This is a genomic window from Priestia sp. SRI_019, from assembly GCF_057586255.1.
This window is the reverse complement of the sequence record NZ_JBYCZN010000001.1, coordinates 1,663,377-1,685,047: the sequence shown is the minus strand read 5'-3', so window position 1 is coordinate 1,685,047 and position 21,671 is coordinate 1,663,377. Positions and strand designations below refer to the sequence as shown.

The following is a 21,671-nucleotide window of genomic DNA, read 5'->3' as shown; positions in this document are numbered from 1 at the left end:
TTTATCAATTAGGAAGAGGAAATAAGCGTAGCTACATTGATACCGCTAATTGTGACCATAGGAGACCCTCCGCCTGGATGAGTCGTTCCTCCTACAAAATATAAGTTTTTAACATCTTTTGAGACGTTGCTTGGCCGAAGAAAACTATCCATTTTCCGATTTGAACTCACGCCGTACAAAGCACCTTTAAATGCCCCAAACGTTTGTTCAATTTCATATGGAGTAACAATTCGTTCATGTACAAGCGAGGGCTCAATATCTAAACCAAACTGAGAAAGCTTGCGATAGACAACTTCTCTGTAAGCGTTCATTTCTTCTTGATTCTCTTCTTTCACGGCAGGAGCATTCACTAAAATAAATAAATTATCACCCGGTGCTACCGTGTTATCGGTATATGAAGAATTACAAATATAGATGGTGGGATCGGTTGGAAGCGTTTTTTGCTGAAATAACTCATAAAATTCCTGTTTATAATCCTGAGAAAAATACACTTGATGATGAATCAGCTGAGAAAAGCGCTTCTTAACAGCTGCCATAATCACATAAGCTGATATGGAAGGCTCAAATTCAGCTGCTTTTTTGTTTTTAAAATGAGGTCTATCCTGTTCTTTTACAAGTGCCGGGTAGGCTTTTAGCAAGTCGCCGTTCACAATAACGATATCCGCGTCTATCTTTTCTTCTCCATTTACTTCCACTCCGACAGCCCGTTTATTTTTTACGATTATTTCAGTAACGCTGCAGTTTGTATACAGTTTTCCTCCAGCTTTTCGGAAAACATGTCCCAGCCCTTTTGCAATTCTAGTATTTCCTCCTTTTACATAGTACACCCCATCATTCATTTCTAAGTGTCCAATCAGTGAAAACGTAGCGGGTGATGTATAAGGTGAAGATCCAATATAGGTTGCATATCGATTAAATGCATTTCGAATGTTTTCGTTTCGAAAAAAACGCTGATGAAACGTATCTACTGTTTCGAACGGCCTTACTTGCAGCAACGCTTTTAATAAAGAAGGGTTTGTGTAATCTTTCCACGATGAAAATGTCCGGTAGAAAAATTGGCTTTTTGCAACGTCGTATATTCTTTTTACTTCTTTTAAATAGGCAGGGTATTGCTCCGCAGCAAAGGGATCGAGACGTTCAAGCTGCTGAATCATTTTTCTTTCGTCTATAGACATGGAAAATTGTGAGCCGTCGATGAAAAAATTATTCGTATGATGGGTTAGTTTGACAAGAGGCATATAGTCTTCTGGCCGTTCACCCGCTTGCTCAAATAACCACTGAAAAACTTCGGGCATTGTAATGGTATTAGGCCCAAAATCAAAAGAATACTCTCCTAGCTGCACAGGCATCATCTTTCCGCCTACATGCTCGTTTTTTTCCACAATTGTGACATCGAACCCTTTTGTTTGAAGAAGAACTCCTGCAGCTAATCCGCCCAATCCTGCCCCGACTATTAGTACTTTTTTCATTGATAATGCCTTCCTTTCCATTCATATCCCTGCTTTTTTCGTTCACGCTTCATGGAATGATTCATCAGCAGCATGAGCGCAATTGCCGACGCCGGCATCGTACAAAACAAAAGCCCTTTTTGCTGAGCCGACCGGTCAATTAAAAACCGCTGAAAAAGCATAATGCAAAAAGGCAGAATCCAAAGCAAGTTGCCTGTGAATCCTCCTGCTATAAAAAAAGGAAGCGGCAGCACATAGTAACAGGCAAAAAAAACGCTTAGTACCCAAACCGCTTTAGCAGAGCGGCCCAAACCTACAAAGATGTTTTTAGCAAAACCGTTCCATACTTCTTCTCTTGTTTCATACATATAACAGCTAACATGAGAGGTAATATTAGCTAAAATGACGCGATATTTCTTTTGCTTAAAAAGCTGGGCCAGGTGTACATCTTCTACTAGTGAAGATTTGACGGCTTCATGTCCTCCTACGGCCTCGTAAGCTTCTTTTTTTATAAACATAAAAGCACCGTGAGCAGCTGAAGCTTTGCTCATCTTGTTACGATTAGCTACGACAACCGGTAAATAACTAAAAACAACCACATGCTGAAGCGGAACAACCAATGCTTCTAACCACGTTTTTACGGGAAAACGTGGGAAACCTGTTAAAAGAGCAGCTTTTGTCGCTTGTGTTGTGGCTAAAGTATGTTCTAGCGTACGTTCTTTTAGTTCTACATCTGCATCTACAAACAATAAATAGTCCCCATTTGCAGCTTGCGACAGCTGATGACAAGCATGAACTTTTCCGACCCAGCCCTCTCCCAGCTCTTTTCCTTCTATGATGGTAAACCTCGGATCGCCGTGAATTTCTTTCAACAGCTGTGGTCGTGTTTGATCTGTGGACTGATCGTCTAGTATGACACATTCTAGATTGCTGTACGTTAATCCTTTAATAGAGGAAATGATTCGTTTTACATTTCGTTCTTCATTTCGCATTGGAATCAAAATAGAAATGAGAGGCTGAGGGGTTTTGGAATCCGGCTCGTATCTTTTTAATTTAGGCATTGCTTGAATATTTACAATGGTTAAAAGCAGCATAAAAATAAATAAAAGCACATAGTAAATCATTCTTTCACCTTCGCTTTCCACCACGTTAACCATTCACTAAGCGTCTTTTTTCCTTTTAATAAAACCGTAAATTCCTCATCGTTTTCTTGAATTATTTTCTGTTTCTGATGATCGAGCTGAGCAGTGACTGCACCGCCTAGCGTGTTGGTTATCTCTTCTCTTGCCTTAGCTGAGTCGTAAAAAACAGCTTGCCCTACCCAGATAAAAAGCTCTGGTCGCTGATCATGGCGAAACGTATAATAATACGTAATGGGAATAACTTCAACGTCAGAATGCTTTTTTAGAAGGAAAGCAGGTCCTTCAGAAAAAGTTAACGGTCTTTTTTCAAGATGCTCTTCTTTTCCTTGAGGAAAAATAAGCACCGCTTTTTTCTCTTCTAACAGCTTACTGGCAAACCTTAACGATTCCACCGTGTGCTTCGGAGACGCTGCATTTACTGAAAAAGCTCCGATTCGCTGAAAAAAAGGAAAATCCTTCATTCCTTGTTCAGACATCATAGCGTATAGATCTATTTTTAATACCGCGTTATTTAAATAAAATGTCACTAAACCGTCCCACCAGCTGGAATGATTAGCAATTAATAAGATTTTTTTATCTTTTGGGAGCCCTTCTATATGTAAATGAATACGATAAAATTGCTTTTTAAGCTGATATGTGACAAACAGTTGAAAAAATCGCTCAAATATTGAGTTTTTCTTCGGGTAAATCATAGGCGAGTCTCCTTTTTATACACAATATAAAGAATAAGAAAAGGAATCATCGTCAGCCATACGACAAGCCATAGGCCATTTGCTAACGCTACAATAACAAACATCATGACAACTGCACTATACAAAAATACCATTCTTCTTTCCCACACTGGATTTTCCTCTTTAGGAGACTTAGCTAAAAAGAAATATACGACCAGCTGAATGAAGAAAGACAATAAAAACCAGCCGGAGAAATTTGATAAAGGAATATTATAGTAAAAGCTGTCCCCTTCCCACACCCAATATTGTTTAACAACATAAGCAACAGGATCAATAGCCAAATCCATAATAACAGCAAAAAGCGAACTAATGACTGCATAGGCAATTCCATGGACAATAAACGGCAGTTCCATACGTTTCATAATTCCGAGAGCTAATATTCTGCTTGTAATCACAACCATAAACCAAGCCGAACCAATGGTCAGAGGAACCCCTAAAATTTTGGCGCCAAAATCTTTTTCATAATCGTAGGATCCAAATAAAAATCCATACTTAACACCTAGACTTTCGATATAAATAGATGCGCCTGTCACAAATATCGCAACGAGCAGTGCCCGCCTTACTCCATAAGCTTTAGCTAGATAAATAAGAGCAAGAAGACTGCTCAAGTGTAAAAAGACCGCGTTTGCCCATTCTAACCATGAAGGCAGCAAATCGAAGGAAAGCAAGACGACTCCGCATACGTACCAGATAAGAAAAAAACGATAAATACCATTTGTGATCATCCTCTATCCACCTTCTCTCCAGCTTCTTTTTGTCAAAGTGCTATTATATAAGCTTGTACACATTCTCTCCATTTTCAATGTGCTCTTTTTTATGAGTAGTCCCCGCTCTCTTAAAGTTATGTAAAAACAGCCACTGTTAGTACGTTCCCTAAATAAGAGACTTTATTACTTATTTATAAACAAAAATAAAATAAACGTCCATTAAAATCTACTGATGTATAGATTGTAATGACGTTTATTTTTTCTTATGTATATACACTTCTAATAGCTTTTTGACAATGAGTCCGACAACAAGTCCGGGTATAACAGACAGCATAGGAAGCCAAATCGGCCCTATAAAAACGCCGCTGATGGTTGTTACTGAGGAATACATAATGCCTACTGTAACAAAATAAGCACAGGAGACAAAAGGAATAAATGTAAATCTCGATGCGCCGTTTTCTGCCTCTTTAACAGCATCCCAAATTGCAAAAAAATACAAACATGGATAAAACATTAACCATTGCATGTTCATTACCTCTAGGGACTGCCTTGTTTCTCCTAAAAAGCTTAAGCGAATGCCTTCATTAAAATTTGCCCCCACATTAATGAGAAATTCAAGTACAATAAACAAAATTCCTTTTATATGTTTTTTGTTTAGTAATTGGCCAAAGCCCGGCAACGCAATGCTCCATAAAAGAGCTTCTAGTCTAGTCACGTTCTGTCCTAACATTTTGACGTATAAAAGAACTCCACAGCATGATATCAGTAGAAATTTTGTCCATAGTTATCAACCTCACAATAATTTACTCATAGTTTTTGTAAATGTAAAATTTTTATACTACATCTCCTTTAATATTTGTAACTTATTGTAAATTGATAAATAGTTTAGCTATTTGACCAGACGTTTTTGTTTAGAATTTTCCGTTTATTAAAACAAAAGCGTACGATATACTAGTTTTATACGTACGAAAGGATGAGAAAGCTGACATGGAAACAAGTTTTTTTTCAATTTTAATACTAGGGTTTTTTTTAGGAATCAAGCATGCTCTAGAACCAGATCATATTATCGCTGTATCAACCATTGCTTCAAAAAGTAAAAAACTGTGGCGCTCTTCGCTTGCAGGAGTATACTGGGGGATTGGTCATACGCTTACGCTGTTTATTTTTGGCATGATTTTAATGGTGTCAAAAAGCAGTATTTCTGAACGGATGAGCATGTCACTTGAATTTTTAGTGGGCATTATGCTCGTTTACCTCGGTTTTACCTCACTTCTGTCTTACAAAAAACAAATACATACGCATCACGAAAAAACGTCTTATTTAAAGTCATTGGGCATTGGCTTTGTTCATGGACTGGCCGGAAGCGCAGCGATGGTGGTATTAACGATGAGCACCGTTACTCACGTATGGCAAGGTGCTCTGTACATTGTCATTTTTGGAATCGGCACTTGTCTTGGCATGCTGTTATTTACAACGGTTATTGGAATTCCATTTGTTACAACTAAAAAGCAAGTCACGTTAAACCGCTGCTTAATGCAGGTAACAGGCGCTGTCAGCATTATATTTGGCCTTTATTATATGTACAATTTAGGTGTAAGCGACGGATTATTTAGCCTGTGGTTCTAAAAGCGAATGAGACATAACAAAAACAATTCAATCTAAAGACGAATAAGCAGGACAAATGATCTGAACTGCTTGTTCCACAGCTGTTGATTTCTGTGCAAGACGTTGCTTTGTCCTCTAATCAACGTCTAGAAGGAACTACATACAGAAAACCTACGTTCACCCTAGCAATAAAAAAATCCGAACGAATTTGATTCTCCATTAAGAATCCAGCTCGTTCGGATCTTCCTTCAACTACAATACTTCTGTCCCAGCCTCTTTAATACTTACGCAAAAGTGATACTTCAGCTTTTAGTAAATGCTGTCGGAACAATCCGTATACTTTAGCGATTATGTCTTCAACTTCTTGTGTACTAGCAGCTAATATTCGAATAGCACATCCAGGGATTCGAAGTGCGGAAGCTCCTACTTTACACCCAGCCTCTTCGCACAGCTGATGTACTTTCGCTATAAATGCGTCGTCGGCGTTTGGATGAACAATGATAATCGATCCAAAATGAGTATACCCTTCCATTTTCATCATGCCGCGCAAATGGCTTTCTGGCTTCAAGTATAAGTGATCGTATACCTTCAGCTGCTCGTTTACATACAGTTTAAGCTTGGAACGCATAGAGGTATATTGAAACAGCTGCCCGTCCGGCGACCACCCCGGGGTGATGCTGTCACACATAAACAAAGCAGCGTTTTGTGCCATATGAACCGTTATTTCTTGGACAAATGCAGCATTTTCATACAAAATAAGCGGGTCTGGTATATATTCCATGATGGCTTGTTCTTCAAGGGTTATACACGTTTCTTGTAAAACAGCTTCGTTCGGTGTTTTGTACACCTTTGTCGCAGATTGAGTAGTAGCCGTCAGCTGGGCATTTTTCTCTACCGTTATCATCGTTTTATACTTGTCTCCGCTCACGTATCCTCCGCCTACGTGAAGCATATAAACAAAAGGTGATTCAGGAGTCAGGTAAATAGGTCTGGCAACTTTGAAAGCACCGTAATGGTACGTATCTTTAATAACGGTTCGCTCACTGTTTCTTTCTGCTCGAAGCTCTAAATAACCCGTGTAGCTCATGATTCAAGGCCGATTAAAAAGGCCTCTTTTTTAATCCATTCTATCACTTGGTCGAGCCCTTTATCTTCTTTTAAATTGGTGAAAACAAAAGGCTTGTGCCCTCTTGCTTGGATTGTATCTTTTTCCATTACTTCTAAACTGGCTCCTACATACGGGGCTAAATCTGTTTTGTTGATAATGAATAAATCAGATTTAATCATTCCTTGACCGCCTTTACGCGGGATTTTTTCCCCTTGTGCTACGTCGATGATATAAATCGAAAAATCAACGAGCTCTGGGCTAAACGTTGCAGCTAAATTATCTCCTCCGCTTTCTACAAAAATAAGTTCAACATCGGGGTGACGTTCCACTAACTCATCGATCGCAGCAAAGTTCATAGATGCATCTTCTCGAATGGCCGTGTGAGGACATCCTCCTGTTTCTACTCCTACGATACGATTTTCCGGTAAAATACTGTTTTTTACTAGAAATTGCGCGTCTTCTTTTGTATAAATATCGTTTGTAACGACTGCCATGCTTAGCTGTCCTTCTAGTGCACGCGTTACTCGTTCTACTAACATTGTTTTTCCTGCACCAACAGGTCCACCAATTCCAATTTTAATTGCATTCATTTTTTACGCCTTCATCGTTAGAAGGCCTTCCCTCCTTTTTTATGACATGAACAATCGGACATGCAATTGTTCATGCTGCATTTGAGCGATTTCTAACCCTGGTGTCACGGCACCAAATTCCTCTTGATCCGCTTGTAAAATATGCTGAAGTGCTTGCTGCAGCAGCGGCTGAAAAAGAATGAGCGTTTTTTGTCCATCCGTTTGACCGATCGGTATGCCGCGAACAGCATTTTGAATTAACGAAGAAATGCTAGCGTACAAGTGACTTAAAATTGCCTCTTCTTTTGTGATATTTAACTGCAGGCTGGCTAACGCAAATACAACAGCAGGATGTCCATACGCCTTCTTTGCTTTTACCTCACTCATATACGTTTCTAAATAAGAGCCTTGAAATAATTCTAAGCAAAGTTTTAACATGCGCTGGCCCACGCGTCTTGTCCCTTCTCTTGTTTCTTTTGACAAAGCAAGAGCGTATAATTCATGATCCACTCTCATAATGTCGTTAAACTGGTCATGAGCCGCATACTCATAAGCCAGTCTGCATGCTAAGCCGTCCGTATACGTCAGCTGAACATCAAGGTATGTACGAAGCGCTTCCTGAAAGGTTTCTGTGTTGTGAATTTGATCTCGCTGAATATACGTTTCAAAGCCAAACGAATGTGAAAATGCACCGGATGGAAAATTTGAATCACATAGTTGAATCAGCGAAAGCAATGAATTAGTCATGACTGTGTCCAATATGCTTAAAAGCTTTTTTTACTTTTCTTTTTTCGCGCTTATAGGGAATATCAAGCTGTTGAAGCAATTCTTCGACTAAATAATCGTACTGTACGAGCATGTCTCCACCTTCAAACTGTGCCGGCAAATGTCGGTTGCCAAGCTGATGAGCAATTTCTCCCATTTGCTGAATATCAATCGGCTGAATGGTTAAAATATCGTCTGCCAGCACCTGCACAACAATCATATTGCTTTCATCCATAAACAGCACGTCGCCATCAGTGAGCTCACGGTTTTCTTTTAGACGAATTCCCAGTTCCTTGCCGTGATCTGTTACAACGCGCTGAACGCGTTTTACTAAGTGATCACTTTCGATATATACCTTTTCTATATGTGGAGCCCGTTTTTCTAATGTTGCCATATTTCCGATAATTTTTTCGATTACCATTTCTTTCACCTCAAAATAAAAAGTATCGCTGCGCCATAGGCACAACTTCTGCTGCTTCACATGTAATCATTTGTCCATCTACTTTTACTTCGTACGTTTGGGGATTAACTTCAATTTTAGGCATTTCCCCGTTTAACTTCATATCTGTTTTTTTTAATTGACGAATATTTTTAACCGGTTTAAGCAGCTTTTGTAACCCCAGTTTCTCGCCCACTTTGTTCTCGTAAGCTGCTTTTGACACAAATGTAAGAGACGTTTTAGCTCTTGCTTTTCCATAAGAAGCAAACATCGGACGGTATAAAACCGGCTGTGGAGTTGGAATTGAAGCGTTAGGATCTCCCATTAAGCTGTGTGCAATCAAACCGCCTTTTACAATCAAGTCAGGCTTTATTCCAAAAAACGCTGGCTCCCATAGGACTAAGTCAGCCATTTTCCCTGTTTCTACCGATCCTACGTATTCGGAAATTCCATGAGCGATAGCTGGATTAATCGTATATTTAGCTACATAGCGTTTGACGCGTGCGTTATCGCCGGCTTCGCTGTCACCATCAAGTTTTCCTCGCTGCTTTTTCATTTTATCAGCTGTTTGCCACGTTCTTGTAATCACTTCGCCTACACGTCCCATTGCTTGAGAATCTGAAGAAATCATACTGAATACACCTAAATCGTGTAAAATATCTTCAGCTGCAATCGTTTCTTTGCGAATGCGAGAATCAGCAAAAGCGATGTCTTCTGGTACAGAGGGATCAAGATGATGACATACCATGAGCATATCTAAATGTTCTTCAAGCGTGTTGACAGTATAAGGTCTTGTTGGATTAGTTGATGATGGAAGCACGTTTGGAAAGCTTGCCATTTCCATAATATCAGGTGCATGTCCGCCTCCAGCTCCTTCAGTATGATAGGTATGAATGACGCGATCGCCAATCGCTGCAATCGTATCTTCGACAAAGCCGCCTTCATTTAAAGTATCTGTATGAATCGCAATTTGAACATCGTAATCGTCTGCTACCTGTAAGCTTGTGTCAATAGCAGATGCCGTGGTTCCCCAGTCTTCATGAAGCTTTAGTCCAATCGCTCCAGCTTCAATTTGCTCAATTAAAGGCTCTTTGGCACTTGCATTCCCTTTTCCTAAAAAGCCAATATTCATTGGAAATGCTTCAGCAGCTTCAAGCATTCGTTCAATATGCCAAGCTCCGGGTGTACAAGTTGTCGCTTTTGTTCCTGTAGCCGGTCCTGTTCCTCCTCCAATCATTGTTGTAACGCCAGAAGCAAGAGCAGTTTCAATTTGCTGCGGACAAATGAAATGAATATGTGCATCAATACCGCCGGTGGTTATAATTTTTCCTTCAGCTGCAACCACTTCTGTACTCGCACCAATGATGATGTCTACTTCATTCATCAGCAGGGGATTGCCCGCTTTTCCGATGGTTTGAATGAGCCCATCTTTTATTCCAATATCTGCTTTATATATGCCTGTATAATCAACAATAATTGCATTTGTCAATACTAAGTCCGCTGCTTCGCTTCGTGTTGCAAGAGGATGCTGCCCCATTCCGTCACGAATGACTTTTCCTCCGCCGAACTTTACTTCATCTCCGTACGTGGTGAAATCTTTTTCAATTTCAATAAATAGCTCTGTGTCTGCTAAACGAACCGCATCTCCAACGGTTGGTCCAAACATATCTGCATACTGACGTCGCGACATTTGAAAACTCATCTTATACATCTTCCTTTCTATCAGAAAGCGATCTGTTTGTTTTATTGTTAAGACCGTAGATTTCTCTTGTTCCCGAGAAAGCAACGAGATCGACTTCTTTTGCATCACCTGGTTCAAAACGAACGGCTGTGCCGGCCGGAATATTTAAATGATAGCCAAGCGAAGCTTCGCGGGGGAACTCGAGCGCAGCATTCACTTCAAAAAAATGAAAGTGTGACCCTACTTGAACAGGTCGATCGCCTCTGTTGATTACAGTCACGCTAATTGATTTCTTTCCGTTATTACATGTGATTGGGTCTTTTTTTAAGAAATATTCCCCTGGAATCATATCTTTCCCTCCTCTTAACGAATTGGATCGTGCACAGTGACGAGCTTGGTTCCGTCTGGAAAGGTAGCTTCCACTTGAATATCATGAATCATTTCCGGAATACCTTCCATTACATCTTCTCGTTTTAAAATCTTGGTCCCTTCTCGCATTAGCTGTGCTACCGTCTTGCCATCACGAGCTCCTTCCATAATTTCATATGTAATAATAGCTACTGCTTCGGGATAATTAAGTTTTAATCCTCTTGTTTGACGGCGTCTTGCTAAGTCTGCAGCTACGACAATCATTAATTTTTCTTGTTCTCTCGACGTAAGTTTCAATGAAAGCTTCCTTTCTGCTAATCTATTTTCTAATTAACATCAAATGTGACATTTTCTAACACAAAATACATAACTAATTATAGTAAATTTTCTGACAAAAAACAAAGAATTTATCTCTTCCGATAAAAAAAAGATGAGCATATTTGCTCACCTTTTACTTTTCTGAAATCGCTTGTGTTTTCCATTTCTGCAGGTGTTTCCAGCCCAAACCTTCAGCCAGCTGACGTTTTGCATAGTCTACTCCTTTTTCAATAGAAGCTTCATACCCGAATAAATAATAGCGCAAGCCAGCGTTTAATACTACTTGATTATAGACGTAAGTCAGTTCGGAAGAAGATTCACCTTCCAGAATGCGCGTCACATATTCCGCTTGTTTTTCAACGCTTATTTTCTTTTCAAAGTGCTCTTCTTCCACAAACAGTCCGTATTCTTTTGGATTGACAATAAACGACTCCATCTCTCCTTCTGAGATCGTAAAAACAAAGCTGCTTCTATGTACAGGTACATCTTCTGATCCTTCTATCCCTTGTACCACGTATACGTGTTTGAAAGACAGAGAAGCAAAAATAGGCACAATCTTATTAATGGCTGTACGGTGAAAAGCGCCCATCATTAAAGAAGAAGCATTCGATAAGTTTAGTAGTTTTTCAACCGTATTAATAAGTGTCCTTACACCAATTTCATGACGAACTTGTTTGATGCGGCTAAGAGGATAAGAGATTGTTTCGGCATTTACAAAGCCAATTTTTAACGTTTCAAACGCATGACCGATGTCGTCAATCGTTTGAGCTTGAGGGATCTGTAATGAATGAAGTACGTCTTCAATCGTTGTTCCAAACTTTGGAGGAAGCGCTTCTGTACAGTGTAAAAAAGCTGGCACATCTCTTTCAGCTAATAAAATCGATACAGGAATGGTCGCAAAAAATGAATTCCTCCCTGCATAAGGGCTTGCAAAATCAATTGATTTATCTTTTAACGGCTGAGACAGCGGTATTTCTTTTGTTTTTTCACGAAAAGCATGAACGAATCCCAATAGTTCATCTGCATTTTCAGTTTTAATACGTTCCGCGATAAAAAAAGCAGCGATCTGAGCATCCGTAGCTTGTCCAGAAGCGATTAAGCGAGCTGCTTCTTTTGCTTGTTCATACGTTAAGTCAGTTGATCCCCTTTTTCCGCGCGCTATTTCTTTGATAAATTGCTGCATATCGTACACTTCCTTTTTAACTGAATATTTGTACATTGTATCACATATTTTCTTTGTTCCTTAGATTATCTTCTATCAGGTACGCAAACTGCTAAAAAATATGAAATTAAAGGAAAAGCACTAGTTCTTTTATAACATAATATAGTATAATCTATCTGCTATACTATTATTTGGATATTTGGGGGACTTTACAAATGAAAAAAGAGAAACTACTTGTACCATTTATAGCGGCATCTGTTTTAGTAGGAGCATCGGTGACAACGCCTGTTTTTAGTCACTCTGCTTATGCTGCTTCTTCTGTCAGCGTTTATCAAAAAGACGTTAATTCGCTAGCAGATTATTACGCACCATTTTATAAAACCGTAGAAAAAAAGCTAAAAGAAATTGAAGGAATAAAAGATGACGAAAAAGCGTTAGCTGCATATGATCAGCTTGCGGATCAAATTGACCAGTTTCTAACAAAGACTGATAAAAATTACGCGATGAATCACCTTAATTCAGAAGCTGATCAGCTTCAAGGGTATTTATACGACAGCTTAATTGCTCTTTACAATTACATTGTGGATCTTGAAGACTATGCGTATGGAGATGTAAGTGACGCGGAATTTAATAAGATCTCTGCAAATTTTGAAAAAGAAATCAACGCATACAATACGCAATTTCAGCAAAAAGCGAAGAGTTATAAAACGAAGCGAAAAGTAACGTTTAACGCAAATATGAGTTATTTGCTTGATGAAGATATTCAACCTTCACCAACAGCTCCATCTACACCCGCTGATAGCAATGGCACCTACACGGTGAAAAAAGGAGACACGCTGACAGCAGTCGCTAAAAAGTACGGCATGACGGTAGCTGAATTAAAAAAATTAAACAACTTAAAAACAGATGCGCTAAAAGTTGGACAAGTTCTGAAAGTGAAAAGTGCAAGCGCACCTTCGCCGGCTCCAGCACCTCAAACTTCTGTTAGTGCAAAACAGCAGCAAATTATATCGTATGCTAAAACGCTAATTGGAAAGCCATATAAATATGGAGGCACGACACCAAAAGGTTTTGATGTATCAGGGTACACACAGTATGTATATAAAAACGCGGGTTCAAATATTTCTATCCCTCGTACAGTAGCAGATCAGTATAAAAGCGGCACGAACGTAAAGCAAAACAGCCTGCAGGCTGGAGATTTAGTTTTCTTTAAAAACGGCAAATCCGTTTCAGTCGTAGGAATTTACCTAGACAAACAAGAATTCATTTATGTCAGCAGCAAAGGCGTTAAAACGCAATCACTTTCAACAGCTTACTGGAAAAACAGCTATGCGGGAGCAAAGCGTATTATAAAATAAAAAGAGGTGCCATAAGGCACCTCTTTTGTTTTACTAGCTATGTATTTCTAATACTAGACTAGCAATTTTATAAAGAACTTCTTAGTTCATAACAGTGATTTTAACAGATTTTCTTCCGAACTGTTGAGCATCACCTTCAGCAGGAACGAATACATCAATTCGATTGCCTTTAATTGCTCCACCTGTATCGGCAGCTACAGCTTCACCATAGCCTTCTACATAAACTTTCGAACCTAATGGAATAACACTAGGGTCAACAGCGATTACTTTTTGATTTGGATTTGCTTTTAAATCCACTCCTGTAGCAGTTGTACCGCTACATCCAGCACAATTAGCCGTATAGGCAGTTGCTTCAACTGTCATTGATTTGCCGCTGGCTTGTTGTGACGATTCAGCAGGTTGTTGTTCTTTTTGAGCCTGTTCAGCTTGAGCTTGCTGCTGCTCTTTTTGAGCTTGTTCAGCTTGAGCTTGCTGCTGCTCTTTTTGAGCCTGTTCAGCTTGAGCTTGCTGCTGCTCTTTTTGAGCCTGTTCAGCTTGAGCTTGCTGCTGCTCTTTTTGAGTTTGTTCAGCCGGCGCTTGAGCTTGCTGAGCTTCTGGAGCAGCCTGGGCTACTGAAGGGCTTGATTGCTGAACTTGGCCGTTTGGAGACTGAATTTTTAATTGTTCGCCAGGATAAATTAAATCCGACTTCAGTCCGTTCCATTCTTTAATTTGATCTACCGTCACGCCGTATTGCTGACTGATGGACCATAATGTGTTTCCTTGCTGAACTTTGTGCGTCATTTCTTTTATAGTAGCTACGTTTAATTCTTGATTTGGATAAATAATATTAGATGTTAAGTTATTTGCATCTTTTAGCTCGTCTACGCTCACGCTGTTCTTTTGAGCGACTTTCCATAACGTATCACCTTTTTCTACGTGATACGTTCCGCTTGTAGAAGCAGAAGCTGCACCTACAAATCCCGCTGAAAGGATTGCTGTTGTTCCTAGAGTAAATATAAATTTTTTCATTACGAATACCTCCTTATTTACTCAATGATTGAATGATATCATCCTCACATTTCACAGCCGTTACAGAGCCATGCTACTTTTATTACAAAACTTAACAAAACGGAACGTCTAAACGTAATATTTCTGATAATTTGGCTATATGATGAAACGTTTCTACTTTTTACTGCTTTTTGTTGTTGTTTTTACCAAAATAGTTAAATTTCTCTATCATGGCTGGCTATGCCTCTTCTTTTTTATTGACCATTTAACGGGTATATTAAGTTTTTTTCATAACAAAAAAAGAGGTTGGAAATGAATCCAGTCAACTGCTAGAAGAAACTACATAAATGAAACCTATGTTCACCATAACAAAAAAAGCGAACCGCTCATCAAAATTTTTGATGAGCGGTTCGCTTTTCAATTCGGCTAAACTACTTTTGTCCCAGCTTTTTTATTTCTTGTTAAATCCTTGCTTTTCAACAAACTCTTTCATATACATACGCTTAGGATTGGAAAGCATTTCAGCCATTTGACCAGTCCACGTGTCTTGGCGTTTGCCATTTGTTCTTTCGTTGTAATAAGCAGAAATTTCTTCGTTATACGCTGTTAATTCTTTTTTCGTCTGCTCATCATTCGGCTCATATGTTTCTTCATGATACACATGTTTAAATGGTAAGCGCGGCTTTTTATCCGTAATACCCGCTGGATGCCCAACCGTTAGACCAAATAACGGGATTACATGATGAGGCAGTTTTAACACTTTGCTTACTTCTTCTAATTCGTTACGCAAACCGCCAATGTAACAAGCTCCAAGCCCCATTGATTCAGCAGCAAGCGTTGCATTTTGCGCAGCAAGGGCAACGTCAATAATAGCTACCATAAACTGCTCTGTGCTTTCGAGCGCTGTTGATAAATCTTTTTTCTCCATTTCCGCAATGACATCATGACGATGAAAGTCAGCGCAAAATACAAAGAAGTGTCCATTGGTTTCTACGTAAGGTTGATTTCCTGCTAATTGAGCAAGCTTTCGCTTCGTTTCTTTATCTTTTACTCCAATAATGGAATACGCTTGAATATAGCTTGATGTGGAAGCTGCCTGTGCGCTTTCTACAATCGTCTGAATTTGCTCTTCGGACAATGGTTTGTCTTCATATTTGCGAATAGAACGATGATTTAAAATCGTTTCAATAACTGAGTTCATATTATAATCTCCTTTTACTTCATTTAACCTTCTACAGATGTTATGTCTACAGTTAGTTTATCGAATGTAAAAAGAAATAACCAATGTTCTGCTTAAAATTGATTTTGACTTGTCTCATATCGATACAGCTTAAAATGATCTGCAAGCACGCGATCTACTTTTACTTCTAAGCTGTCTACATATTCGTCCATTCGTTTCATCAAGCGGTTTCGTTTCACATCATTTTCTAAAATGTTCTTAAGCTGCTGTTCAAAGGCTTCAGCATCATTAAGCGGTATCAGCAGCTCTTTTTCTTTTAGATATTCAATGTTAATTTGTTCTTGACCGGGAAGAGATGAGTGAATAAAAATAGGTAGTCTCTTGTGAAGGGCTTCGCTAATTGTCACTCCGCCCGCTTTTGTGACAATCGCATCTGCTCCCTCATATAAATCATTCATTTTCTCTCTCGATTTTACATACGAGACCGCTTTAATTCTCGGGTGATTTAATTTTATTAGTTCTTGATACAACTTTTTGTTTTTTCCGCACAGCACATAATACATATACGTACAGTTTTGCGGAAGCTGCTGAAGCATTTTGCGTACATTTCCAAGGCCGGAATTCCCTCCGGCAATCAGTATATGTTTCTGTGGCATGAGATGGTCAATCCGTCTTTTTAAAAACGCTTTATGAACCGGAATGCCCGTTACATAAATAGAAGACTCTTTTACACCGTGAACGTTTTGTAAAAACGCTTTTGTATCCTGATCAGGCACGCAGTGAAGCTCAATTCCATTTTTACCCCATACGTCGCTTACTAAGAAGTCGGTGTATACGTTTATAATAGGAAGATCAATGATGCCTTTTTCTTTTAACCCGCTTAATACACAGGAAGGAAAGCTGTGTGTACAAACAATGACATCCGGCTGCTCTGCATCAATTAATTTCTTCATATGGTATTCGATAATCGGCCACTTTTTTACAACAAAATCATCCATCGTATGGTCGTTTTTTTTGTATACATGACCGTAATAAAATTTTTCAAACTGCTTTGGAAAAACAGAAATCCATTTCATGTATATCGATGAAATCATTTGTTCAAGCGGTTTGCTCCAATAGCTTAAACAATCAATTTTTTGACAAATAACGTGCGAAAAACGCTCCATGATGGCATCCATAACGGCGTCTGCTACTTGGTGATGACCAGATGGCATCTGAAAAAGCGGTAGAAATAAAACCTTCCTCATTGACCATCCCTCCTCTCAAGACGTTTTCGGTTTCTTGTTCTTTTTATAAGTAAATAAATGACGAAAAAAGCTACAGCGCCCATGATAATATACGAAATATGAATTCGATCTCCTACATAGTAACCTAGAATCAGAAAAGAAAGGACCCATACTAGACTTCCTACTACCGATAACAATAAATAAAGTAAAAACGGATAGCGACTTATTCCCGCCATATATGGGCTAATCTGACGCAAGCCTGGAATATATAAACCAAATAAAATGGTCCATATCCCGTATTTATGGTAGCTGCCGCTTGCCGCTTCAATTTTCTCTTTGTTTAACCCTACGTATTTTCCGTATTTATCAAAAAATGGGGTTCCCGCATACCTTCCTAGCCCATAAGCAGTAAGCATTCCAGTTATAACACCTAAAAAAGCAAAAAGAGATGATTCGTATAAGTTCAGCTGATGTTTGGCAATAAACATGCCTAATAATATTAAAAATGATTCTTCAGGCGCTGGAATTCCAACAATCCCACAAAAAAGTACAAGTAAAATAACAATATAACCATAAGAATGTATATACTGAGAAATAATTGTTAAGTCCACTGCTCGCTCCTCTATTTACGATTGATTCATCAATTGCTGCATGGTTATACTTTCATATCCTTGCTGTTTTAAGTAAGGTAAAAATTCTTCTAACGCCGCAATCGTCATTTCAGGTGCTTTTTCATCTGCTCCCGGGGTATCTCCATTATCGTGTAAAACAAAAATGGCTCCATCTCCTACTTTACGCATTAGTTTTTGAACTAATGCCGTTTTCGTTGTTTTTAGTGTCCAATCCTGAAAGATTCCTGTCCAGATCACAAGGTGATATGGCTTGGCCATTGATAAACTGCTCATATTTAAATGTCCCCACGGCGGACGATAAAAAAGCGGCTTTTGATTTGTTACTTTTTCTATAACCTGTGCACATTGATGAATTTGTCTTTTTAATTGCCAAGGTGTTTGCGTCCATGCACTCACATGGCGATGATGATGTATAGCTACTTCATGTCCTTCATCGATCATCCTGTTTAAAATAGACGGGTGCTTTTCCCCTAGTTCTCCCACAATAAAAAAAGTAGCTTGCATTTCATGCAGTTTGAACAAGTCCAAAATTTTTGGCGTATAAACAGGATGAGGCCCATCGTCAAATGTTATAGCTATTTTATGCTTTTTTGCCCCTTTTATTATGACTGATGGATGATAGCGACGGTAAAGGGTTTGCGAAATAATGGTATATACACATATAACCATTAGAACGAAAAATAAAACAATAAAAAAACGAGTCATATGCTTTTAACCATCCTTTTAAATTTAAATCCTGCATTTATTATAACGGTTTACTCAGCCTTTGGTTTCATTTTTTTGTGATAGAAGTCCGGAATTTTAAAATAATTTGATACTTCACCTAAAAATAGCTGTTCTGCAAGGATATACCGGAAATAAAATGATATCATAAAATTTCCCTTCATTCAGTAAAAAAAGTACTTTTTACCATTTATATCTATCTTTTGTATGATAACTGTCATTGTTTTTTAAAAATAAAAAAACTTCCCGCACCTGTGCGGAAAGTTTTTAAGTTAAAATTTTGACCGATACCATTTTTCAGCTGCTTCAATTTCTGTTCGTGTTAACTGATGACCAAATGATTCCCAATGCACCTGTACGTCCGCTCCGGCTTTTTCTAAAAGCGCAGAAAGTTCTTCCGTTTCTGATGCTGGGCAAATAGGGTCGTTTGTGCCTGCGCCAATAAAGATAGAAGCGTCGGTCTTAGGCACTTCAATTCCTCTTCTTGGAACCATTGGATGAAGAAGGGCTGCCCCTTTCAAAGAATTCTCATAATGAAATAGCAAACTTCCTGCAATATTGGCACCATTTGAGTAGCCTACAGCTACGATGTTGTTTCGGTCAAATGAATATGTTTCAGCCGCTTCATCTAAAAATTGATGAAGGTCTTTTGTACGTTCAATTAAATCTTCTATATCAAATATTCCTTCTTGTAAACGTCTAAAGAAACGGGGCATTCCGTTTTCCAATACATTTCCTCTTACAGATAATACGGAGCAAGAGGAATCAATCATATCTGCAATAGGGAGCAGATCTTGTTCTGTACCTCCTGTACCATGCAACAGCAATAAAGTCGGTTTCGTTTCGTCCGTCCCTTTTTTAAAAATATGTTTCACGTATATCCACTCCTTTTAAATATCTCGAATTAAAGATAATTTCATTATAAGAACTTTCGAAGCATTTGTAAAGGAACCACTGTCAAAGAAATACCTGTATGTTTTGCTGGCAGTATCACATAATACTGAATAACTTCATATGGCTATTGCTCATATGCAGCTAGGTATTTAATTCGTTTGACTTATAACGGGGAAAGAAATATTCCACTTTTAGCTAAGTGCTCCGGTCAAAAGGTGGATAATGATCAAAACTCACCCGTCCTCCGTCGTATAAAAAGTGCCCTAGTCTGATAAATTAGTTAATTTTTGCTTTATTTCGTTACTTTCAACAGATATCAGCATTTATACCCGAACGTACTAAATCGTATTTCGTATACGTGTTATAACAACTTTTTTCTATGAGAAACAGAAAGTAAAATACCAGCTTGTTTTTTCATAAAGGGGAACAAAGCCCCGAATGGTGCTTTATACGACTTTATTTGACAAACACAAATTTATGGGTAAACTAAGTTCAGATGATTGTATTTCACTTCGTTTCAGTTTTAATAAAAAAACGAAGCATCTGCGAGTAAGCAAAAAATAACTGCGTAAAGAGCTATTTATGTCAATCATCTTATACCCTAAAAACTTACCTGCACTTGAATAATAGCCTTTATTAAACTTAGCGCGTCAGCTTGTGAACGTTAATACTTTATCATCCATTTCTCTGTTAAAAGATTGAATGGGTCAACAAACTTCAGCATTCTTTACATAACGACCTTGTAAAGACGAAGAATGTAGCTATGTGTGAACATGGAATTATTACTTAGTGGAGTGAACCAACATGAGGAAATTTATTTTAGCCTTTTTAGTCGTTGTTTTAATTGTAATGCTAGGAGTTACCTATGTATTAAAGCAATTTCAGCAAACGGCTGATTTATCTTACTCGAAACTGCAGTCGGTTCAAAGTACGGTAGTCTATGACAAAAATGACCGTAAGATTGACGAATTGTATAAAACCGTTCCCCGTCAAAATGTTTCGAGCAATGAAATTCCCGATTATGTAAAAATGGCGTTTGTTGCAACGGAAGACCGTCGCTTTTACAAGCATTTTGGGATTGATTTACAAGGTATTGGCCGCGCCCTTTTTACGAACATTGTAACAATGAGTAAAGCTGAAGGCGCAAGTACCATTACACAGCAGTTAGCAAGAAATCTTTACTTATCTAGTGATAAGACCATTAAACGTAAAGTAGATGAAATGTTTCTCTCACTAGGCTTAGAAAGACAATTTACAAAAGATCAAATCTTGGAATTATATTTAAATCAAATTTATTTCGGAAGCGGTGTATATGGTATTGGTGCAGCTTCTCAGCTTTATTTTAATAAGCCTGTATCAGATTTAACCGTAGGCGAAGCTGCGCTTTTAGCAGGACTGCCGAAAGCGCCGAGTACGTATTCACCAAGCAATAGTACAGAAAAAGCGACATCCCGACGAAACGTTGTATTAAAACTGATGCATGACCAAAACGTTATTAACGACACGCAGTATCAGCAAGCACTAAACGAACGTGTTGTAAAGCCAAGCATTCCGGTCAAAAAAGCAAGCCAAAATCAGGCCTTTATTGATTACGCGATTAAAGAAGCTGCTCAGGAGTACGGCGTATCAGCGGACGATCTTTATGAAGGCGGCTATGCGATTTACACAGATTTTGATCCTAATTTACAGGAATCGATTAATAACTCTGTAGCAAATCATACGTTCCGAGATGATGACATCAACAGCAAAGTAGAAGTAGGAATCTCAGCTGTCAATCCTAAAACGGGCGCCATTTCGGCTATGTATGGAGGACGCAGCTATGAGCGGAACGGCTTAAACCGCGCTACTAGCGGCTATCAGCTTGGCTCAGCTATTAAGCCGTTAGCTGTATACGGTCCTGCATTAGAAACTGGAGACTATACGCCAACTTCACTGTTAAGTGATGAACGTCAGGACTTTGGCGGTGGATACAGTCCTAAAAATGCAAATGGACAATATCAAGACCATGTTACAATGCGTCAAGCGCTTACTCGTTCGCTTAACGTTCCAGCCGTGTGGCTTTTAAAAGAAATCGGTATTAGTAAAGGTGCAAAATTTATGGAAAAAGCAGGACTTCCTCTTGAAGATAATGATAAGAAGCAGCTAGGACTTGCTCTTGGAGGAACGACAGCGACGTTCTCACCTCTTCAGTTAGCACAAGGATATACAACGTTTGCTAACAAAGGTGTTATGACTAAGCCTTATGCAATTCGAAAACTTGAGATGCGCGGCGGTGCAGTGAAAAAGCCCGATATTCAGACAGAGCAAGTAATGAGTGAAGAAAATGCAGATACGATGACATCTATGCTGCAAGATGTTATTGAAAAAAGCTATGGAACAGGTGTTAACGCTCGTTCTTCAAGAGATGCTGCAGGTAAAACCGGTACAACTAACGATGACAAAGATGCTTGGTTTGTCGGGTATACCGATGATGCAGTGGTCTCTATCCACGCTGGCTTTGATAACGCCAATTCTACGCAAGAAAAGAAGTACTTATCAGGCGGCGGCGGACAAGATCCTGCTACACTGTTTAGCTCAATTATGAATAACTGGTAACCAAAAAACCTCCAACTTCACTGTTGGAG

The 21,671-nt window shown here is 38.9% G+C and carries 22 protein-coding genes; 3 read left to right on the top strand and 19 right to left on the bottom strand.

The features are described from left to right. Window positions 1-8 precede the first annotated feature (8 nt). The 5 genes from AC2YJL_RS09200 to AC2YJL_RS09180 form a co-directional block, all read right to left on the bottom strand. Complete coding sequence (locus AC2YJL_RS09200) at window positions 9-1,469, bottom strand: phytoene desaturase family protein (RefSeq protein WP_230932972.1); 1,461 nt, start codon at window positions 1,467-1,469, stop codon at window positions 9-11. Next, window positions 1,466-2,605 carry a glycosyltransferase family 2 protein gene (locus tag AC2YJL_RS09195; RefSeq protein WP_369361062.1) on the bottom strand — a complete coding sequence of 380 codons (1,140 nt, stop codon included), beginning with the start codon at window positions 2,603-2,605 and terminating at the stop codon, window positions 1,466-1,468. Before AC2YJL_RS09195 ends, AC2YJL_RS09200 begins: the two co-directional genes overlap by 4 nt. Further along, complete coding sequence (locus tag AC2YJL_RS09190; RefSeq protein WP_369361064.1) at window positions 2,569-3,282, bottom strand: lysophospholipid acyltransferase family protein; 714 nt, start codon at window positions 3,280-3,282, stop codon at window positions 2,569-2,571. Before AC2YJL_RS09190 ends, AC2YJL_RS09195 begins: the two co-directional genes overlap by 37 nt. After that, window positions 3,279-4,046 (bottom strand): carotenoid biosynthesis protein, encoded by a 768-nt coding sequence (locus AC2YJL_RS09185; RefSeq protein ID WP_116514009.1) that lies wholly within the window; start codon window positions 4,044-4,046, stop codon window positions 3,279-3,281. The genes AC2YJL_RS09190 and AC2YJL_RS09185 overlap by 4 nt, the downstream gene beginning before the upstream one ends. A 235-nt stretch (window positions 4,047-4,281) precedes the next feature. Beyond that, window positions 4,282-4,743, bottom strand: a complete 462-nt coding sequence (locus AC2YJL_RS09180; RefSeq protein WP_230932975.1) for a hypothetical protein — start codon at window positions 4,741-4,743, stop codon at window positions 4,282-4,284. 272 nt (window positions 4,744-5,015) lie between these two features. On the opposite strand from AC2YJL_RS09180, the gene AC2YJL_RS09175 reads away from it, so the two are divergent. Then, window positions 5,016-5,654 (top strand): HoxN/HupN/NixA family nickel/cobalt transporter, encoded by a 639-nt coding sequence (locus tag AC2YJL_RS09175; RefSeq protein ID WP_369361067.1) that lies wholly within the window; start codon window positions 5,016-5,018, stop codon window positions 5,652-5,654. Between the two features lie 256 nt (window positions 5,655-5,910). On the opposite strand, the gene AC2YJL_RS09170 is transcribed toward AC2YJL_RS09175, so the two are convergent. From AC2YJL_RS09170 to AC2YJL_RS09135, 8 genes are all read right to left on the bottom strand, one after another. Further along, window positions 5,911-6,720, bottom strand: coding sequence for an urease accessory protein UreD (locus AC2YJL_RS09170; protein WP_369361068.1), 810 nt, complete (start codon window positions 6,718-6,720; stop codon window positions 5,911-5,913). Next, window positions 6,717-7,331, bottom strand: a complete 615-nt coding sequence (gene ureG, locus AC2YJL_RS09165) for an urease accessory protein UreG (RefSeq protein ID WP_028409112.1) — start codon at window positions 7,329-7,331, stop codon at window positions 6,717-6,719. Before ureG ends, AC2YJL_RS09170 begins: the two co-directional genes overlap by 4 nt. A 39-nt stretch (window positions 7,332-7,370) precedes the next feature. Next, window positions 7,371-8,057, bottom strand: a complete 687-nt coding sequence (locus AC2YJL_RS09160) for an urease accessory protein UreF (protein WP_369361070.1) — start codon at window positions 8,055-8,057, stop codon at window positions 7,371-7,373. Then, window positions 8,050-8,496: an urease accessory protein UreE gene (gene ureE, locus AC2YJL_RS09155; RefSeq protein ID WP_098332826.1), complete on the bottom strand. Its 447-nt coding sequence runs from the start codon at window positions 8,494-8,496 to the stop codon at window positions 8,050-8,052. Before ureE ends, AC2YJL_RS09160 begins: the two co-directional genes overlap by 8 nt. 10 nt (window positions 8,497-8,506) lie before the next feature. Beyond that, window positions 8,507-10,216 (bottom strand): urease subunit alpha, encoded by a 1,710-nt coding sequence (gene ureC, locus AC2YJL_RS09150; RefSeq protein ID WP_369361072.1) that lies wholly within the window; start codon window positions 10,214-10,216, stop codon window positions 8,507-8,509. Between the two features lies 1 nt (window position 10,217). Further along, window positions 10,218-10,544, bottom strand: coding sequence for an urease subunit beta (locus AC2YJL_RS09145; protein WP_013083758.1), 327 nt, complete (start codon window positions 10,542-10,544; stop codon window positions 10,218-10,220). A 14-nt stretch (window positions 10,545-10,558) separates the two neighbouring features. Continuing rightward, entirely contained in the window at window positions 10,559-10,861 is a 303-nt protein-coding gene (locus AC2YJL_RS09140) for an urease subunit gamma (protein WP_013057659.1), read from the bottom strand. A 154-nt stretch (window positions 10,862-11,015) separates the two neighbouring features. Continuing rightward, a complete protein-coding gene (locus tag AC2YJL_RS09135; RefSeq protein WP_369361074.1) occupies window positions 11,016-12,065 on the bottom strand; it encodes an anthranilate phosphoribosyltransferase in 1,050 nt (349 codons plus the stop codon). A gap of 194 nt (window positions 12,066-12,259) precedes the next feature. Here AC2YJL_RS09135 and AC2YJL_RS09130 point away from each other — a divergent pair, with 194 nt between their 5' ends. Then, window positions 12,260-13,402, top strand: coding sequence for a C40 family peptidase (locus AC2YJL_RS09130; RefSeq protein WP_195696627.1), 1,143 nt, complete (start codon window positions 12,260-12,262; stop codon window positions 13,400-13,402). Window positions 13,403-13,483: 81 nt separating this feature from the next. On the opposite strand, the gene AC2YJL_RS09125 is transcribed toward AC2YJL_RS09130, so the two are convergent. From AC2YJL_RS09125 to AC2YJL_RS09100, 6 genes are all read right to left on the bottom strand, one after another. Further along, window positions 13,484-14,413, bottom strand: a complete 930-nt coding sequence (locus tag AC2YJL_RS09125; protein WP_369361077.1) for a 3D domain-containing protein — start codon at window positions 14,411-14,413, stop codon at window positions 13,484-13,486. Between the two features lie 430 nt (window positions 14,414-14,843). Further along, window positions 14,844-15,593, bottom strand: a complete 750-nt coding sequence (nfsA, locus tag AC2YJL_RS09120) for an oxygen-insensitive NADPH nitroreductase (RefSeq protein WP_153254509.1) — start codon at window positions 15,591-15,593, stop codon at window positions 14,844-14,846. Window positions 15,594-15,685: 92 nt separating this feature from the next. Then, window positions 15,686-16,819 (bottom strand): MGDG synthase family glycosyltransferase, encoded by a 1,134-nt coding sequence (locus AC2YJL_RS09115; RefSeq protein ID WP_195696625.1) that lies wholly within the window; start codon window positions 16,817-16,819, stop codon window positions 15,686-15,688. After that, the gene (locus tag AC2YJL_RS09110; protein WP_369361080.1) at window positions 16,816-17,409 is read right to left on the bottom strand and encodes a DedA family protein; all 594 of its coding nucleotides are present in this window, start codon (window positions 17,407-17,409) and stop codon (window positions 16,816-16,818) included. The genes AC2YJL_RS09115 and AC2YJL_RS09110 overlap by 4 nt, the downstream gene beginning before the upstream one ends. Window positions 17,410-17,424: 15 nt before the next feature. Continuing rightward, window positions 17,425-18,135, bottom strand: coding sequence for a polysaccharide deacetylase family protein (locus AC2YJL_RS09105; RefSeq protein WP_195696623.1), 711 nt, complete (start codon window positions 18,133-18,135; stop codon window positions 17,425-17,427). Window positions 18,136-18,425: 290 nt separating this feature from the next. Further along, entirely contained in the window at window positions 18,426-19,028 is a 603-nt protein-coding gene (locus tag AC2YJL_RS09100; protein ID WP_195696622.1) for an alpha/beta hydrolase, read from the bottom strand. 823 nt (window positions 19,029-19,851) lie between these two features. Here AC2YJL_RS09100 and AC2YJL_RS09095 point away from each other — a divergent pair. Continuing rightward, complete coding sequence (locus tag AC2YJL_RS09095; RefSeq protein ID WP_230932984.1) at window positions 19,852-21,642, top strand: transglycosylase domain-containing protein; 1,791 nt, start codon at window positions 19,852-19,854, stop codon at window positions 21,640-21,642. Window positions 21,643-21,671: the final 29 nt, after the last annotated feature.